Raw genomic sequence first — 14,739 nt, 5'->3', positions numbered from 1 at the left:
CTGGCACCATTGGGTAGGTCACGGTGCTTTTGAAGAGTACGCTAGACCTCAACATAGCCACAGCCTTTGATCGCCGTAACGTGCCAGTAAAATGGTCGCCGCTCGAAGCAGCGCTGCGCGGATCGGCCGATGTGAACAGGACGGTAGCCGCAGCCTGGCTAATCTTGCTGTGGAGCGCTGTCCTGATCGTGGATGGTGCGACAGGACCGCATCTTTGTCTGAACTCTGTATATCTGGCGCCCTTGTGTTTTACTGTATGGTGCCTTGGCAGGATCGCCGGCGTCGTATCCGGCCTCATCGTGATCTCCGTAACCCTGCAGCTCAACGGCTTTGGCGATGGCCTCTCCGCACAGGCCTCGACCGTGTCGACCTCGACCGCCGCCTTGAATGCGGGCGTAAGGGTATTCGGTGTGACGTTTATCATTCTGTTCGTCGGAGCTTTCCGCCGAACCTTCGATCAGGAGCGGGCAAACGCCCAGATCGATCCACTGACCGGGCTAGGCAATCGTAGGGCGTTCAAAAGGGAGAGCAGCAGCTTGGAACTCGCCAGCGCGCGAGATAACCGGATCCTCCTGTGCGGGTTGATCGATGTGGATGATTTCAAGGCGATCAACGACCGCTATGGGCACGCTGCCGGAGACGATGTCTTGAGTATCGTGGCAGATGCCCTTCTCTCAGCCGTCCGGCCCTATGACGTGACCGCTCGCCTGGGTGGCGACGAGTTTGCATTCTGTCTCGCCGTTCGCGACACGGCATCCGCAGAAAGAAAAAGCGGTAAGATCCATGATGCCGTAATGGCGGCGCTCACTAAGACGGAGTACGGCGCAACGTGCAGTTTGGGAGCAGCGACAGGCGTGGGCGTGGCGGAGACACTGCGCGTTGCCGATCAAACATTGTATCGGGCCAAAGACGCCGGAAAGAGCATATGGGCCTTTGAAGATGGGCCTGCTGAAGAAGAGAAGGGTTTGGAAGGTGATGGGCCGTCATACCGCGCCCAGAACGCGATGCCCCGTGTATAGCCTAACGATCAACGAGATAGACCGGCGGGCGCCGTAATTTGGGAATCAGCAAATTCCTTTACTGCGCCAATTTACAATTATAAGTTAAATTAATTGCGGAAGCACTTTTCCATATAGGAGATACGCTCTCCCCCACTGGCATGAGTATCATCGCCGGGAAATTGCTGCATGGAATCGGCGAGCTTGGTTAGCTCTTCCCGTGACAGCCATCCCTGTATCTTGCCCTGTTGTACGGCCCAGCAATCGGCCGCTGCCTCGCCAGGGCCAAAGATCTGATGTGCACATTCATGCGTGTACCAGAAAAGCTGTTGCGCACGGGGAAGGTCGAGCACGCGCGGATGAAGGATGATACGACCTTTATATGCCGCAGCGATGTCGTTGATAGGCTGGATCATCGTATCGACCGGGCCGCAGGTCGCGCGGTAGCCTGCAAGCAACAACGCACCCGGAAGAATAAGCCGTTGGGCCACCGCGGGTTGCGGGGTGAGCGCGAGAAGCGACGCTGCTGCGCAAGCGAGAATGTTTCTGAGCATGGCGATCCTAACCCCGCGAGGCGCGAGGACGAACGAGAGTGAAATTGATCGAATTTTGGCCAGTCGAGCGCGGCGACGTGGAGTAGGGGGCCTTCGCTGCTAGCCCAGGCAGAGAAGCAGTATGGCGATCCAGACCAAGGCCGATAGCGGCAACGCGGTCACGACGCCGCGCATAACAGGGCTAGCGGCGCTTCCGATCGCGAGTGCGCTGCGGGTGCCTCCAGATCTAGCGATCCGGATTGCGGCGCGTGCGCCATTCGTAAGTGGCACAAACCGAGGCGTGTTGAACGCTGGTTTGGCGTTCGTCATCCAACTGGATGGCATAATCGTTCTCCGCCGATGTCCGTTAAATCGCGTCACCCTTCACTCTCGCCGGCAGCGGAGCATGGGATGTTCCCGAACTCTTCGGTCTGGTGCGACTTAGCGCATCCATCAGGGCGGGGTGGTGACGAGAAACTCGCTCAACCGGCCTAACCTATGTTGGTCGTACTAGATAAACGTAGGTCAACCCAAAACGATCCGTCGTTTTGGAACTTAATTCAGGTTAGGGTATATTTGCTGCGCTAGGTTGGTATAGCAAAGCCGTTTCAACCTGTTAGCGTCGGTTTTTACCCAACGCGTTTTCGCGTTGCGAGGGCCTCCAAGCGACACTCATGACCGTCCCTGCTGTGAGCTATGCGGCGATATAAAGGGGGAAGTTCGGTGGCGATAAAAGGGGAAAGCGTGAAATTTCCCGCTCACGCCGATGGGGTACGATACATCGTTGTCGTCACGCGCGAAGCAATCGAAGCCGCGGCAGGTACGCAAATCTCGGGAGAAAACATGGCGTCCTGGGTTAGTCAGAATATCGATGACCTCGTGAGAATAGCCGATAGAGTACGTCCCCGACCTACCGTGGCTGGCGCACGGGTTTATATCAAAAGCCACCACTTCAATGGTCAACTCGAGCAAAAGTACAGCGCCTAACTCTGGCGTTCCATGTTCGCCACCGACCCGCGCGAGGCGCGATGCCGTCTCTGAGCCGGTCGGCCAATTTCTCGAATTTCGATCCTTTTTGGGAAAGCCGGCAGCTGCCCAATGTCGACTATCGCCACTCACCTTCCCGAAAGCCGCCCGTCCGCTTTCCTTCCCAATCACGACATTCACGAGCGGATAGCCGGGCCTGAAAATCGGTTACTCGCAAAGATGAACCAGCGTCCGAAGTTGGGGAACGAGGGGAGGGGCGTGAACGTCCGGTTCTGGGTCAGCGCCGCTCCCGGAGCCTAGCGCCTTCGTTCCTGGCAACGACTGCTAACGAGGGCTCCAGGCCTCGCGCAAAAGTCCGTTGAAGGTTTCCGCCCGACTTTATACCAGCACCGGCTTGGTGACTTCGGTCGCCTCGCGCTCGGCAACCGCGCCAAGTGGCACGCATAAAGGTAGATCGTCAGGATTTCGTGTCGCAATGAATTATCGCCATTCCTTCCATGCCGGCAATAGTGCCGACGTCGTGAAACACAGCCTACTGATCGCCCTCGTGCGGGCCCTGCAGCAAAAACCGGGTGCGTTGACCCTGATTGACACCCATGCCGGCTGCGGGCTGTACGACCTCGACGGCGAGGATGCACAACGCACCGGCGAGTCCATGCAGGGCGTGCTGCGGGCCTTTGCCGATGCAAACCCCTTGCTGAACGATTACCGCGCCGTCGTGCAGGCAGTGAATGCCGGGGTCGAGCCGCGGTTCTACCCCGGCTCGCCGCGAATCCTGTCGCAGCTACTGCGCCCGCAGGATGTTCTAATCCTGAACGAAAAGCATCCCCAGGACGCCTATACTCTGCGCAGTGTGATGCGCGACACATCCGCTGCCGTGCACGAGCGCGACGCCTACGAGCTTTGGCTGGCGACGCTGCCGCCCCGAACCGCGCGCGGCGTGGTGGTGGTCGACCCGCCGTACGAGCAGCCCGATGACCGCGCACGTATCACGGCCACGCTCGCCGCTGCTTACCGCAAATGGGCGCACGGCGTGACGATGATCTGGTATCCGCTGAAAGACCGCGCCGTGCATCGGCGGTGGAACGAGCAGTTACGCCGAACCGGCATCCCGAAATTGCTGAGTGTGGAGCATTGGCTGTACGATGACGACCAGCACGGCATCTATAATGGCGCAGGCCTTTATATCGTCAACCCGCCCTACGCGTTCATACAGGCGCTACCACCTCTGCTGGAGTCATTGCGTGCCGTGCTGGCGCCGGAGGGGCATAAAGGCGAGATCACAACCGCTTGGTTGGAGGGTTAAAACAAAGCTTGCATCGCCATCTTCTCCAAACGTAGAATTTCCCGCTCTGCAGGTTTAAAGCAAAGCATCTCGCTAGAGTCGCTCCCCGTCGAAGGTCGGTTATTGTTGATCGCTGGCTGGCGCTCCGCGTTCACCGGGGTCACTTGGCTTTGCTTTTCCAGTAAAATAGTCGATTGTCGAAAGCGCTGGGTACGGCGACTAAATTCTACTTCTTATTTTTCAAAGGCCGCTCATCGACGGGCAGCGCCGACATGAACGAATGTCTAAATTTGGTAGGCGCGCAATTGCGGCTCAACGTCCACTTGTTGGGTCGAGGCCGCCTTCCACCCAGCGACTGCTCTTGCGTATAACTCTGCAACGGCTCAATTCGGCGAGCAGAGCGAAGATTGCGGAGAAGCCTGATGAACGAGATGGCCGAATACACGCCGCCCAGGGTCTGGGCTTGGGACAAGAGCAGCGGAGGCCGGTTTTCCAGCATAAACCGCCCGATCGCTGGTGCCACGCACGACAAGGAGCTCCCCGTCGGTAACCACCCGCTCCAGCTCTATTCGCTTGCAACGCCCAACGGCGTGAAGGTGACTGTGATGCTCGAGGAGCTGCTCGCCGCCGGCCATACGGGTGCCGAGTATGATGCCTGGCTGATCAAGATCATGGACGGAGACCAGTTTGGCAGCGGCTTCGTCGACGCCAATCCCAACTCTAAAATCCCCGCGCTGGTCGATCGCAGCGGCGCGGAACCCATCCGGGTATTCGAGTCGGGATCGATCCTCGTCTATCTTGCCGAGAAGTTCGGCGCGTTCCTCCCGACCGATGTCGCAAAGCGCGCCGAAGTGCTGTCGTGGCTGTTCTGGCAGATGGGTGCTGGGCCAATGCTGGGTGGCGGCTTCGGGCATTTCTACGCCTACGCACCCGTGAAGATCGAATATGCGATCGATCGTTTCGCTATGGAAGTGAAGCGCCAGCTCGACGTGTTGGACCGGCGCCTGGGCGAGAGCGAATATGTCGGAGGCGATGCCTATTCGATCGCCGACATGGCGGTGTGGCCTTGGTACGGCGCGCTCGTAACGGGGCAGGTGTACGATGCCGCCGAGTTCCTCCAAGTGGACGCATATGAGAACGTCCTGCGCTGGACCGACCTGGTCGGCGCGCGACCGGCGGTCCGGCGCGGGCGGATGGTCAACCGGATCATGGGCGATCCCGCCAGCCAGCTCCACGAACGCCATGATGCAGGCGACTTCGACACCCGGACGCAGGACAAGCTCGAAGGAGCAGCGGCGGAAAGCCAGACGCGGTGACGCGCTGAATCCAGACAGATCGACGTCAGCCGCCCGGGCGGTAGCTGCGCTCGACAGGTCCTCTCAGGTCTTCGGGATACCCGAAGCGTAAGGCGAGAACGGGGGGAAAGACCATGCGGTGGCTGACGACGGTAATGCTGACGACCGCGGCGGTCTTGCTCGGACCCGCGGGGGCGCTGCCGGCGTCCGGTCCGGCATCGATCCTCCTGAAACCAGCCGGCGTCTTCGACGGCGCGGACGGGGTGGTCCATGCCGGCTGGCAGGTGCTGGTCACGGGCGACCGGATCGTCGCCGTGGGGCCCGAACTGTCGCTGCCCGCCGATACGCGCATCGTCGAGCTTGCCGGGGATACACTGATGCCCGGCATGATCGAGGGTCATGGGCATCTGTTCCTGCACCCTTACAACGAAGCCAGCTGGGACGATCAGGTTCTGCATGAGCCGCTCGCACTCCGCACCGCGCGCGCGGTCGCAAATGCCAAGGCAACGTTGCTCGCCGGCTTCACCAGCGAACGCGATCTCGGCACGGAGGGCGCGGGCTATGCGGATGTCGGACTGAAGGCCGCGATCGATCAGGGTATCGTGCCGGGGCCGCGGCTGTCGGTCGCGACGCGGGCAATCGTGGCACTGGGCGCTTATGGTCCGAAGGGTTTCGAGCCTGGCGTCGGCATCCCCCAAGGGGCCGAGGAGGTGTCGGGGGTCGATCAGATGGTGGCCGCGGTGCGCCGTCAGATCGCGGCGGGCGCGGACTGGGTGAAGCTTTACGCCGATTATCGCTGGCGGCCCGGCGAGGAGAGCCGCGCGACGCTGAGCCTCGCCGAGATCACGGCAGCGGTCGCGGCGGCGCATGATGCGGGGCGACCGGTCGCCGTCCACGCCGCCACCGCCGAGGGTATGCGACGTGCGGTTGCCGCCGGGGTCGACACCATCGAACATGGCTATGGCGGTACGCCTGCGATCTTTGCAGCCATGGCAGCCAAGCGCATCGCGCTGTGCCCGACGCTCGCCGCATCGGACGCGACGTCGCATTATCGCGGCTGGAACGGCAGCGAACCGGCGCCGCCCGCTGTCGCGCTCAGTCGTTTGAGTCTGACGCTGGCCCTTAAAGCAGGAGTCCCGATCTGCGTCGGCGGCGATGCTGGCGTGTTCGCGCACGGGCAGAACGTGCGCGAGATGGAATTGCTGGTCGATGCGGGGATGCGCCGTGCAGACGTCTTGATCGCTGCGACCTCGGGCAACGCGCTGTCGCTCCATCTCGCTGACAAGCTGGGTATGGTAAAACCTGGTCTTCTAGCCGATCTGGTCGCTGTATCGGGCGATCCGACCGCGGATATCGCCGCGCTTCGTCGCGTTCGGATGGTTATGATGGGCGGGACCATCGTCACGAACTCGTTCTCAAGCCAATCACAACCGCCCTCTCAATCCGATGTCCGAAGATGAATGAACGTCCAAAACTGGTGAGCCCGGAACCGCAGGCCAATGACCGTTTGTGGGTCGTGTACCCAATCCGCCCATCAATAATTGACCTCGGGCATAGCTCGGTCATCAGGGCTGCGCAAAATGCCATCTTTTAGCATTTTCGCGACGACCGTAGCGATATCATCTGGTGTCTCGTCTTCGCTCCAGACGCCGTAGCGAAGTCCGAGGAAGACGTTCATTCCCATGATCGCCCAGCCATGGACCTCGCTGACGTCGCCCGTGACTTCGCCGCGCTCGGCGGCCTTGCGCAGGCGGCCGGTGATTCGGTCTGCCGTAGTCGCGTAATGAAGGCGGAAACTCTCGGAATCGACGAATTCGGATTCGTCGATGATCCGGTAGATTTCCTTGTGCCGGCGGACGAAGGTGATGAACTCGCGAAGCCCCGCCTGCTCCGCCGCAATCTGGTCAGGAGCAGAAAGGATTGCAGGAGCGACATGATCGCGAACCTGGTCTGACATGTCACGTACGAGCGCGCGGAACACCGCGTCCTTGGAGTCGAAATACGTGTAGAAACTTCCGAGCGCGACCCCGGCGCGGCGCGTGATGTCGCTGATCGACGCCTGGTGAAACCCATTGTCGCCGAATTCGACCGCAGCGGCGTCCAGGATCGCGCGCATCGTTCGGCGGCCACGCTCGGTACGAGGCGCTTTGCCTTCGCCGATGACCGCGGACTCTGACGGCGTCGTTTCCTGCGCCTTTGCCATTTTTTATCTGCCTCGATACACAAGTTGAATACTGGTTCAGGTTTCAGTATAGGCTGTCATCAAGGCGCACAACCCGGATCATACCGGGCGCATCAAGCGGGCGCCGCAGGAGGGGATGACACCGTGGCACAGCCGAAATCCGTGATGATCATGTTGAACGCCGGGGTCGCACTCGGTGCGCTGCTCGCAGGATCCGCATCCGCGCAGACGGAACCCGGCACCAGGGCTGCAGACGCCGCCCAGGTCGGACCAATCGCCGAAGAGGCCGGGATAGACGGCGATATCGTTGTCACCGCCCGCCGCCGTGAGGAGCGGCTGCTCGACGTTCCGATTGCGATCACCGCGTTTACGGGCGCGCAGCTTGAGGCGTCGGGTGCACTGGACGTCACCGATCTGGCGAGTGTCACGCCGAACGTCACGCTCGAGACGTCGCGCGGCACCAATTCGACGTTGACCGCCTTCATTCGCGGTGTGGGCCAGCAAGATCCGGTTGCCGGGTTCGAGGCGGGCGTGGGGATCTATCTCGACGACGTCTATCTCAACCGTCCGCAGGCCGCGGTGCTCGACATTTACGATGTGGAGCGGATCGAGGTGCTGCGCGGGCCGCAGGGCACGCTTTACGGTCGCAACACGATCGGCGGTGCCGTGAAATACGTGACCCGCCGGATCGGTGCGGATCCGACGCTGAGCATTCGCGGGACCTATGGCAGCTATGACCAGGCAGACGGCGTGATCAGCGCGAGCACGCCGATCGGCGACACCGGGTTCAGGATTGGTGGAGCGGTCGCGCGGCTAAGCCGGGGTGGGTTCGGCACCAATCTCACTACGGGACAGGACAACTACAACAAGGACTTCTGGGGCGCGCGCGGCACGCTGCAGTATGAGGCGGGCGACAGCGCATTCTTCCGCCTGTCGGGAGACTATACGAAGGATAACAGCAACCCACGGGGCGGGCATCGGCTGATTCCGGGTCTGGTCTCCCAGACGCCCGTGCTGTCCAACGTGTTCGACAGTCGCGGGGGACTGGTCGCGCCGAAGCAGTCGGTCGAGGCCTATGGGGGCTCATTCTTCGCCGAACTCAAGCCCGCCGCGTTCCTGACGCTGCGCAGCATCACCGGCTATCGCAAGGACGACAGCGCGACGCCGATCGATTTCGACGCGCTGCCCGCGGTCGACGTCGACGTCCCCGCCTTTTACAATAACGAACAGTTTAGCCAGGAAGTGCAGCTGCTGGTCGATGCCGGACCGGTCAACATGCTGGCGGGGCTGTATTATCTCGACGCCAAGGCACGCACCGTATTCGACGTGCGGCTGCCGGCGACCGTGACCGCCCTAACGTTCGGGAACGTGCGGACCAACACGGTGGCGATCTTCGGCGATGCCACGCTCGACGTCACGCGGAAGCTCAGCCTCTCGGTCGGCGGACGCTACACCTGGGATGATCGCATGTCGCAGGTTCAGCGCAATGTGTATCTGGGCGCCTCGCCGTTTTTCGGCGGCATGACCGCTCCGATCGCACGCCAGACCGACTTCCGCGGGACGGCGACCTTCGCGAAGTTCACGCCGCGCGCGTCCGTCAGCTTCAAGCCCGATGCCAACAACACGCTGTATGCGAGCTGGTCCAAGGGGTTCAAGGGCGGCGGGTTCGACCCGCGCGGCGTCGGTACCGCGGCCCCCGACCTGAACGGCAACGGCATTACCGGTGCAGGCGGCGACCAGCAGGATATCTATAATTTCCTGTCGTTCGGGCCCGAGAGCGTCGAAAGCTTCGAGGCTGGATACAAGGCGTCGCTGTTCGACCGTCGGCTGACGCTCGCCATCGCGGGGTTCCACTCCAAATACACCGATGTGCAGGTGCCCGGATCGGTCGGTGCCACTGTCGGCGGTATCCAGACCTTCATCGGCATCACCACCAACGCCGGTCGCGCCCGGATCAACGGCATCGAAGGCGAGGCCAATCTGACGGTCGCGGAGGGGATTGCGGGTGCCAGCGACCGGATCAACCTGTCGGGGACGATTGGCTATCTCGATGCCAAATACACGCGCTTCATCGACGCCCGCGGGATCAATGTCGCCGCCAATCGCAGGTTTCAGAACACGCCCGACCTGACCGCGAGCGGCACGCTGGCCTATCATGTACCGGTCGGATCCGGGGGCGCGATCGACGCGAGCACGACGCTGTCCTATCGCAGCGATTCGCAGCAGTTTGAGTTGCGGACGCCGTTGCTCGACCAGCCGGCATATGCGTTGCTCGACGCGAACCTGGTTTATACCATCGATGCGCGCTTCTCGATCGGGGTGCACGGCAAGAACCTGACGAACAAGCGCTATGTCGTGTCGGGCTATAATTTCCTGCTGCAGAACCCCGATACCGGCGACTATCTGCGCACGGCGGCGGGCGCGTTGCGGCCATCACTCGGCAGCGACGGCGTGCTGACCGCCTATTACGGCAACCCGCGTCAGGTATTCGCGACCCTCACCGCGAAATTCTGATGGAGCGCAACCGGGGCGCGGGTGATCGCCCTCCGGTTGCTGGAGTAGAGTATGGCGAATCCTATCCCGGCGGCTCCGCGCGAAGGCCGCCGCTACCGCGTGACGGCGCTCGTAATGCTGTTGCTGGTCTACACGTTCAACTTCGTCGACCGACAGATCCTCGGCATCCTCGCGCCGACGATCAAGACCGACCTGGCACTGACCGATACGCAGCTGGGCCTGCTGGGCGGGCTGGCGTTCGCGTTGCTGTATTCAACGCTAGCGATCCCGCTCGCGTGGGTCGCCGACCGGACGAGCCGGACCTGGGTGATCACGCTCTCGCTCGCGGTGTGGAGCGCGTTCACCGCGCTGTGCGGCGTGGCGGGCAGTTTCGCGCAGCTGTTCGCGTTCCGCGTCGGCGTAGGGGTTGGCGAGGCGGGGGGCGTCGCGCCCTCCTATGCGGTGATCGCGGACACGTTCGCGCCCGACCGCCGTGCGCGCGCGCTGGCGGTCTATTCGCTCGGCATCCCGCTCGGGTCGGCGGCCGGCGTGATGCTCGGCGGCTATATCGCGACGTCGATCGACTGGCGGACCGCGTTCGTCGCGGTCGGTGTCGCAGGGCTGGTGCTCGCGCCGGTGTTTCGGCTGTGCGTGCGCGAGCCGGTCCGTGGGGCCGATCCCCGCGACCGCGAACCCGTCCGCCGCGTGTTCGGCATCCTCGCGCGCAAGCCGAGCTTCTGGCTGCTCGCGTTCGGCGCCTCGGCGAGTTCGATGCTGGGCTATGGCCTGGCCTTCTGGCTGCCGTCGCTGATGCAGCGGAGCTTCGGGCTCGACCTGATCGAGACGGCGCAATTCTACGGCGGCGTGTTGTTGCTGGGGGGTGTTGCAGGCGTCCTGCTTGGTGGCGTGCTCGGCGATCGGCTGGGCGCGCGCGATCGGCGGATGTACGCGCGCGTCCCCGCGATCGCGTTCGTTATCGCGGTGCCCCTGTTCGCCGCGGGGATCCTGTCGTCGTCGATGACGGCGGCGTTCGTCTTCTTCCTCGTCCCGCAGGCACTCGCCTATGTCTGGCTCGCGCCCGTCATCACGGCGATCCAGCATCTGGTACCCGGGCATATGCGCGCTACCGCATCGGCGACCTTCTTGCTGATCAACAACCTCATCGGTCTTGGCGGCGGCAGTTTCGCGCTCGGCGCACTCTCGGACACGCTTGCCACGCGCTATGGCGACGAAGCGCTGCGCTATGCGATGCTCGCGGGGCTCGTGCTGTATCTCGTGGCTGCGTTGCTGATGTGGATGGCGTCGACACCGCTCCGTCAGGACTGGGTCGATCAATCGACTTAAGACGCCAACACCGACAAAGGTATGCTGCAGCCCGGACTGTTTCGGCATGCGCCGAAAGAATGTGAATAACTGTTTGTGAAGCATTGATAATCTCCGACCCGACCGATCGCTCGGAACAGGCACGAGAATGGCGGTACTGCTCGACACCTGAAACCGCTCAGTTCAGGGGAATGCCGGCTATGCCATTCAAACGATCCCAGCCGAAACGGACGCTGAACAAATGGCAGGTTTTGAGCAGCGCTAGAGGCCGGGTCAACGTCCACGAGTGAGTCGTCGCGGATGCCGGGGTAGGACGGCTTTGCCTCGCCTAGACCCCGATAGCTGTCGACATTCACTCGTGGGTAGCATGCTGCGCTTCAGAGGTTAGCCTGTTCCTCTTCGTCTAAGTTAGCGTCGGGACCGTAATAAAGTTCTGTGCAAGCTGCGCGCAGGCAGCCGCCCTCAATCTCGATATCGTCCCGATAAGCGTCGCCGATGAAGCCGAGCGTATCGACGTGTTTGGCTTCGAAATACATTGGATGGACATCGCTGCGACCGCACCGTAGACGACGCGGCCAACCTTCGACCAGATCGACGCCATCGTGCACATGCCGCACGGCTGGAGCGTCGAGTATAACGTTGCCCCACGCAGTTCCAGTTTTCCGGTTTGCTCACAAGCCCGACGGATCGCCATCATCTCGGCATGAGCGGTTGCGTCAGGCAATTCCTTGGTCTGATTGCGTTCGGCGGCAATCACCTTCCCGTCTAGCACGATAACGCATCCAAGCGGCGAGGTTGAGGGATCGGACCCTTTGGAGCGCGCGACGTCTATCGCCATTTGCATCCAGTGTTCGTCGGTATGAGTCTGCATTGTGTATCCACCTAATTGCAGCTGCTGTAAGATTTGGCGGTTCGCTTCGGTTGCTTCAGCTCTGCACCACCCTCACGGTTGCTTCGGTCGGGTCGACCGGATCCATCACGAAAGCCCCGGCATCACGGTTCGCGACAAGCCATGCGACGTGCGCAGCAGTGATGCGCTGGCCCGGCACCAGCCGAGGGACGCCAGGTGGCGCGGGCGCGATCATTTCGGCTGCGACTCGTCCAGCAGCCGCCTCGTAGGCCACCATTTCGGCTGGGCCGTAGAGTGCCGCAGGCCCGGGCATCGCCATGTCGACGGACAGGGTGCCAATCCCGGGCACAGGAGAGATTGCCGGCAGGATGAAGGGATCGGCATCGAGCTGCTTTACGAGATCCTGCAAGCCACGGACGAGCTTGCGGAGATCGGACCTGGTTGTGCCCAGCGACAGGACCGCCAGAATATGGCGGGTGTCGGAGAGTCCCATGCTGATCCGGTGATGCTTGTAGAGCCAATCGTCGACGGCATACCCCGATACGCCCAGCGCCGAGACGTCGATCAGCACCTTCGTTATGTCCAGATCGGCATTTGGCGGCAGATGGTCGTCGCCGAACACGCGCAAACCCGCGATACCGCCAATTTTTCCGCGAACGTTCTTCGCCAAGGCGATGACGTCGGTCCACAGCTGCTCGCCGTTCAGTGCGTGATCGCGCCGCGTCGCGTCGAGGGTAACAAGGATCGGTACCGACGGGCTGGTGGTCTCGAACAGCTCATAGGCCATCCACAGTCGCTGGCGATCGATCAGGTCGCCCTTGGCGACGATTACCGACCCCTGCGCGAGGGCCCCCATCGTCTTATGGGCGCTGTAGACGGCGGCATCCGCCCCCTTGGTCAGCGGATCGTCCGGCAGTCCTTCACAGAATGCGAACGCACCACCCCAGGCGGCGTCGACGATCAGCGGAATGCCGTGATCGTGACAGACGGTGGCGAGCGCCGCTATATCACTCGTGACGCCGTAGTAGGTCGGGCTGACGACGATGAATGCCTTGGCAGTCGGATGCGCCGCCAGCGCGGCGCCAAGCGCCTGCGGCTCGACCCCATGTTCGATGTCCCATGCCTCGTCGATCTGTACCGGGACGACAACGGCATCGAGCCCTGTCGCCAGCGCATAGGTTCGCTCTGCTTTGTGGGCGTTTGCGGCGATCAGGATGGTGTCACCCGGCCCGGCGACGGACGCCATCACGGTGTGAAGGCTCTGCGTGGATCCGCCGGTCACGAACCGGCAGAAGTCGGCATTCCAGGCCTCCGCCGCAATCTCGTGCGCCCGTTGAAGCGCGAGTTTTCCTTCGGTCCGATCGTCGAGACCCTTCGGCGTGAGCACGTCAGCTTCGAAGACCCGCTTGCCGAGCAGCGCTTTCATGCCGCCGGGAATAGCCGAACCTTGGTTGTGGCCCGGCGCTCCGAAGCCGACGACCGGCCTCTTCTCGATTGCCGCCAGCGCATCGGCCAACGGCGCACTCTTCTGATCCATGGCTAACCCTCTCGTGATCGAGTGGGTCAAACGCACGGCCGCCGGAAAGCCCCACGAGAATCGTTGATCTTCTTTACCAAACAAGCAGTTAGGGGCGGCGTCATGCAATGGCCGAATACTTCGCGTACCAGCGAGATCAAAACGCAGGGCATGCGCATGACAAAATTGCCTCGACCTTTCCGGCCAACCACGCGCAGGAACGATCGTTGCCTCTGTCGGCGGGCTGGAGGGTGTCGCGGACGAATTAATGTAACGCCCCCAGTCATCGAGCAAACAAAACCTCGATTGGAAGCTCGATGAGGGTTAGAAGTTGGCACAGGCAAAGATACGATCGAGCGTTAAGTCATGGTTCTGTCGGTTCCGGAAATCTGACGCCAATGATCACCGAGCAACTCGTCCAATCGAGGCGGATCGAACGGATCCAGGCCTGAGCCGGGATAAAATGTCATTTCCCCAAATCGGGGTATGACGCCTGTGTCGTAGAAGTCGACACGGACGAATGCGAACTCGCATCCCAAAGATTCTGCCCCCTCAATCATGAGCGGCAAACTGATTGGCGGCTGAGTATTGAAGCGATCGGCATCGGTCGACATTCCGCGCCAATCCCGATCGAAGATCACCCATTGGTGGCATGTCTCACGATTGACGTGAACCTGGATCGCTTCGACCCGGCCGTGGAACACGTATAGCTTGTAATCGACCGGCAGCGCCGGTCCCTCGCCGACAAAGGGTTCGATCAGTATGCCGCGCGGCACGTCACGATAGCCCCATTCGTCGAGCCAGAGGCCGTAGGACCGTTGCATCCATGCCGCTGCCGCCGCGCGGACGGCGTTCCAGTCGTCCGACGCATCGCGAACGACGCGGTACTGGTTGCAGCCGTGACGCGATTTAACGACGAACGGGCCGGGAAAGGGGATCTGGTCAGGCAGTATCTCGCCCGACCAGAGGGTGGGGGTTACCCAATCGGTGCCAAGCATGGCGGCGACGAATGGCTTTACGGCTACCTTGTCGATCATCTGCGGTATGCGGGGATCGCGGTCGACCAATTTGCGTCGCTGTACGAACTCGGTGAAGCGTTGCGGTCGGTCGATCGACAATCGTCGCCGGTGCCGCCACCAATAGGTCAAGTGCACGCGGATCCACGCGGCGAACGCGGGCGCCGGGCGCGCTTTTTCGCCGAAGTCCGCCAGATAAGACGTCTGCGGCCAAGTCACCGAAAGCGGTGCAGTGGTGCTGGGGATCACGTCCGTCTGCAT

Annotated in this window: 10 protein-coding genes and 1 pseudogene; 6 read left to right on the top strand and 5 right to left on the bottom strand. The window is 62.0% G+C overall.

What is annotated here, in order from left to right:
• Positions 1 to 29: 29 nt before the first annotated feature.
• Positions 30 to 1,019: a GGDEF domain-containing protein gene (locus EQZ23_RS05305; protein WP_164913381.1), complete on the top strand. Its 990-nt coding sequence runs from the start codon at positions 30 to 32 to the stop codon at positions 1,017 to 1,019.
• An 89-nt stretch (positions 1,020 to 1,108) separates the two neighbouring features.
• Here EQZ23_RS05305 and EQZ23_RS05300 read toward each other — a convergent pair whose 3' ends face one another.
• On the bottom strand, positions 1,109 to 1,552 hold the full coding sequence (locus EQZ23_RS05300) for a hypothetical protein (RefSeq protein ID WP_128453332.1): 444 nt from the start codon (positions 1,550 to 1,552) through the stop codon (positions 1,109 to 1,111).
• A 1,441-nt stretch (positions 1,553 to 2,993) separates the two neighbouring features.
• On the opposite strand from EQZ23_RS05300, the gene rlmJ reads away from it, so the two are divergent.
• The 3 genes from rlmJ to EQZ23_RS05285 all read left to right on the top strand — a co-directional run bounded on the left by rlmJ (position 2,994) and on the right by EQZ23_RS05285 (position 6,558).
• A complete protein-coding gene (rlmJ, locus tag EQZ23_RS05295; protein WP_128453331.1) occupies positions 2,994 to 3,824 on the top strand; it encodes a 23S rRNA (adenine(2030)-N(6))-methyltransferase RlmJ in 831 nt (276 codons plus the stop codon).
• Between the two features lie 401 nt (positions 3,825 to 4,225).
• Complete coding sequence (gene yghU / locus EQZ23_RS05290; RefSeq protein WP_128453330.1) at positions 4,226 to 5,119, top strand: glutathione-dependent disulfide-bond oxidoreductase; 894 nt, start codon at positions 4,226 to 4,228, stop codon at positions 5,117 to 5,119.
• A gap of 113 nt (positions 5,120 to 5,232) precedes the next feature.
• Positions 5,233 to 6,558 carry an amidohydrolase family protein gene (locus EQZ23_RS05285; protein ID WP_240663269.1) on the top strand — a complete coding sequence of 442 codons (1,326 nt, stop codon included), beginning with the start codon at positions 5,233 to 5,235 and terminating at the stop codon, positions 6,556 to 6,558.
• A 74-nt stretch (positions 6,559 to 6,632) separates the two neighbouring features.
• Here EQZ23_RS05285 and EQZ23_RS05280 read toward each other — a convergent pair whose 3' ends face one another.
• Positions 6,633 to 7,301, bottom strand: a complete 669-nt coding sequence (locus EQZ23_RS05280) for a TetR/AcrR family transcriptional regulator (RefSeq protein ID WP_128453329.1) — start codon at positions 7,299 to 7,301, stop codon at positions 6,633 to 6,635.
• A gap of 144 nt (positions 7,302 to 7,445) precedes the next feature.
• Here EQZ23_RS05280 and EQZ23_RS05275 point away from each other — a divergent pair, with 144 nt between their 5' ends.
• On the top strand, positions 7,446 to 9,794 hold the full coding sequence (locus tag EQZ23_RS05275; RefSeq protein ID WP_240663267.1) for a TonB-dependent receptor: 2,349 nt from the start codon (positions 7,446 to 7,448) through the stop codon (positions 9,792 to 9,794).
• Positions 9,795 to 9,908: 114 nt separating this feature from the next.
• Positions 9,909 to 11,117 carry an MFS transporter gene (locus tag EQZ23_RS05270; RefSeq protein WP_128453616.1) on the top strand — a complete coding sequence of 403 codons (1,209 nt, stop codon included), beginning with the start codon at positions 9,909 to 9,911 and terminating at the stop codon, positions 11,115 to 11,117.
• Between the two features lie 356 nt (positions 11,118 to 11,473).
• Here the strand turns inward: EQZ23_RS05270 and EQZ23_RS05265 are convergent.
• The 3 genes and pseudogenes from EQZ23_RS05265 to EQZ23_RS05255 all read right to left on the bottom strand — a co-directional run bounded on the left by EQZ23_RS05265 (position 11,474) and on the right by EQZ23_RS05255 (position 14,727).
• Positions 11,474 to 11,967, bottom strand: a pseudogene (locus tag EQZ23_RS05265) (nucleoside deaminase).
• 55 nt (positions 11,968 to 12,022) lie between these two features.
• Positions 12,023 to 13,591, bottom strand: a complete 1,569-nt coding sequence (locus EQZ23_RS05260; RefSeq protein ID WP_240663264.1) for an aminotransferase class V-fold PLP-dependent enzyme — start codon at positions 13,589 to 13,591, stop codon at positions 12,023 to 12,025.
• 230 nt (positions 13,592 to 13,821) lie between these two features.
• A complete protein-coding gene (locus tag EQZ23_RS05255; RefSeq protein ID WP_240663260.1) occupies positions 13,822 to 14,727 on the bottom strand; it encodes an ATP-grasp fold amidoligase family protein in 906 nt (301 codons plus the stop codon).
• Between the last annotated feature and the right edge of the window lie 12 nt (positions 14,728 to 14,739).

This window comes from Sphingomonas sp. UV9 (assembly GCF_004101245.1).
In the GTDB taxonomy this organism is placed as follows: domain Bacteria; phylum Pseudomonadota; class Alphaproteobacteria; order Sphingomonadales; family Sphingomonadaceae; genus Sphingomonas.
This window is presented reverse-complemented; position numbering and strand designations above follow the sequence as displayed.